General features: G+C 32.3%; 2 protein-coding genes. Both read right to left on the reverse strand.

Features of this window, described 5'->3' with window-relative positions; genetic code table 11:
- Positions 1-461: 461 nt before the first annotated feature.
- Entirely contained in the window at positions 462-1,661 is a 1,200-nt protein-coding gene (gene pgk, locus Q0J90_RS09370; RefSeq protein ID WP_297277651.1) for a phosphoglycerate kinase, read from the reverse strand.
- Positions 1,662-1,817: 156 nt separating this feature from the next.
- Entirely contained in the window at positions 1,818-2,864 is a 1,047-nt protein-coding gene (gene gap / locus Q0J90_RS09375) for a type I glyceraldehyde-3-phosphate dehydrogenase (RefSeq protein WP_297277652.1), read from the reverse strand.
- Between the last annotated feature and the right edge of the window lie 35 nt (positions 2,865-2,899).

The following is a 2,899-nucleotide window of genomic DNA, read 5'->3' on the forward strand; positions in this document are numbered from 1 at the left end:
AATATATTATAAAAGTTATTAAATGAAAAGGGCGGGCGAATGTAAATAGATTTTAAAAAACTTTCATAACTAAAATATATAAAATAATTAAAAACCTCCGACAGAGGCTTTATATCAAATAATCAAAATAGTTTGCTAAAAAACCCGTAGAAACGGGCTCACTATTTTGATTTAATTATATCTAATTAATTACAATTACTTATCTTGTAATACTGCGATTCCAGGTAATTCTATTCCTTTTATCATAAAATCAAAATAGTTCGCAAAAAACCCGTAGAAACGGGCTCGCTATTTTGATTTATTGTAATCTAACTATAAATTATTACTTATCTTGTAATACTGCTATTCCAGGTAATGCTATTCCTTTTATCATAAAATCAAAATAGTTCGCAAAAAACCCGTAGAAACTAAAGTTCCTACGGGCTCGCTATTTTGATTTATTATAATCTAACTATAAATTATTACTTATCTTGTAATACTGCTATTCCAGGTAATTCTATTCCTTCAAGGAACTCTAAAGAAGCTCCGCCGCCTGTAGATACGTGAGTCATCTTATCAGCAACGCCGGATTTATTAACAGCAGATACACTGTCTCCGCCTCCGATAATACTTACAGCTCCGGAATTAGCAATGAATTTAGCTACTTCAAAAGTACCTTTAGCAAAATTAGCCATTTCAAATACACCTAATGGTCCATTCCAAACAACAGTTTTTGCATTTTTAAGTATGTCTTCAAGTTCTTTCAAAGTTTTAGGTCCAACGTCCATACCCATCCAGCCTGCAGGTATAGCATTTGTGTCTACTGTTTTTATATTAGCATCATTATCAAATTTATCAGCTATAACATTATCAACAGGTAAATATAAAGTTTTGTTTAATTCTTTAGCTTTATCCATGATTTCTTTAGCTGTAGCAATATAATCATCTTCGCATAAAGAAGAACCTATTTCTAAGCCTTGAGCTTTGAAGAAAGTATAAGCCATACCTCCTACAACAATTAAAGTATCTACTTTGTTAAGTAAGTTTTTAAGTACAGAAATTTTAGAAGAAACTTTAGCTCCTCCGATTATAGCTACGAATGGACGAGCAGGATTAGCAACAGCATCTCCTAGGTATTGTATTTCTTTCTCCATTAAGAAACCAGCTACAGCAGGCATACCAGCTTTAGCAGATACTATACCAGCAGTAGAAGCATGTGCTCTGTGAGCTGTACCGAATGCATCATTAACATAAACATCAGCTAAATCAGCTAATTGTTTAGAGAAGTTAGGATCATTTTTCTCTTCTTCAGCATGATATCTTAAATTTTCAAGAAGTAATACATCTCCTGCTTTTAATTCTGAAGCCTGTTTTTTTACATCATCTCCTATACAATCATTAGCAAAAGTAACTTTATTATTAGGAAGTTTAGTTTTTAAATAATCAAATACAGGTTTTAAAGAGTATTTAGGATTAGCTTCGCCTTTTGGTCTGCCTAAATGGCTCATAAGTATTAAACAAGCACCTTGAGAAAGTATGTATTCAATAGTAGGCATAGCAGCATCTACTCTTGTAGTGTCTGTGATTTTAGAATTAGTTTCTTTATCAAGAGGTACATTGAAGTCAACTCTCATTATGACTTTTTTACCTTTAATATCTATATCTTTTACTGACTTTTTCATTGTATTAACTCCTTTATTATTGCTATGCTCGCCGTCGCCTAAAAGTATCTGCCAAACTTGTTTGGCAGATGGCTTTGGCTCGCTTAAAAAAATTTAAAGGGTGTTATAATAAATATAACACCCTTTATTATAGTATTAATTATTATAACCTAATTATTATTTTTTGTTGTACATATATAATAATAAATCAATTACTCTGTTAGAATAACCCCATTCATTATCATACCAAGAAACGATTTTGAAGAATCTCTTTTCGCCTTTTAAGTTATTTTGAACAGTAGCTAAAGAATCGTATATAGAGCTTCTGTTATCATGTATGAAGTCGCTAGATACTAATTCTTCATTACAATAACCTAAAATACCTTTCAAATAAGATTCAGAAGCTTTTTTCATTAAAGCATCGATTTCTTCAATAGAAGAATCTTTTTCACTTCTGAAAGTTAAGTCTACAACAGATACGTCAGGAGTAGCAACTCTGAAGCTCATACCTGTTAATTTACCTTTAGTAGAAGGTAATACTTCACCAACTGCTTTAGCAGCACCAGTAGTAGAAGGTATAGTATTGCAAGCAGCAGCACGTCCGCCTCTCCAGTCTTTTTTAGAAGGACCGTCTACTGTTTTTTGAGTAGCAGTATAAGAGTGAATAGTAGTCATAAGACCAGTTTCTATTCCGATGCCTTCTTTAAGAAGAACATGTACTAATGGAGCTAAACAGTTAGTAGTACAAGAAGCATTTGATACTACATGATGTTCTGCTGGATTATATTCTTCATGGTTAACACCAACTACGAAAGTTCTTAAACCATCGCCTTTACCAGGAGCTGAAATTATAACTTTTTTAGCACCTGCAGCTATATGACCTTCTGCTTTTGATTTTTCTGTGAAAAGACCAGTAGATTCTATAACATATTCTACGCCTAAATCTTTCCAAGGAAGATCTTTTAATTCTTTAGTAGCTCCTATACATTTAATTTTATTTCCATTAACTACTAAAATGTCTTCGCCTTCTGTTGTAATGTCAGCTTTCATTCTGCCATGAACTGAATCATATTTTAATTGATAAGCGAAATATTTAGCATCAGTGCTTACATCTACAACACCTACTACTTCTATTTCTTTACCTAATAAACCGCGTTCTACTAATGCCTGAAAAACTAGACGTCCGATACGTCCAAAACCATTTATTGCTACTTTTACAGCCATAAATATACTCCTAAATTAAAATAATATCCTATACG

It is taken from the genome of uncultured Brachyspira sp., from assembly GCF_944390595.1.
In the GTDB taxonomy this organism is placed as follows: Bacteria; Spirochaetota; Brachyspiria; order Brachyspirales; family Brachyspiraceae; genus Brachyspira.

Excerpts from the sequence above, each read along its gene's own strand:
- pgk (WP_297277651.1), bottom strand. The coding sequence starts at position 1,661 with ATGAAAAAGTCAGTAAAAGATATAGATATTAAAGGTAAAAAAGTCATA.
- gap (WP_297277652.1), bottom strand. The coding sequence starts at position 2,864 with ATGGCTGTAAAAGTAGCAATAAATGGTTTTGGACGTATCGGACGTCTA.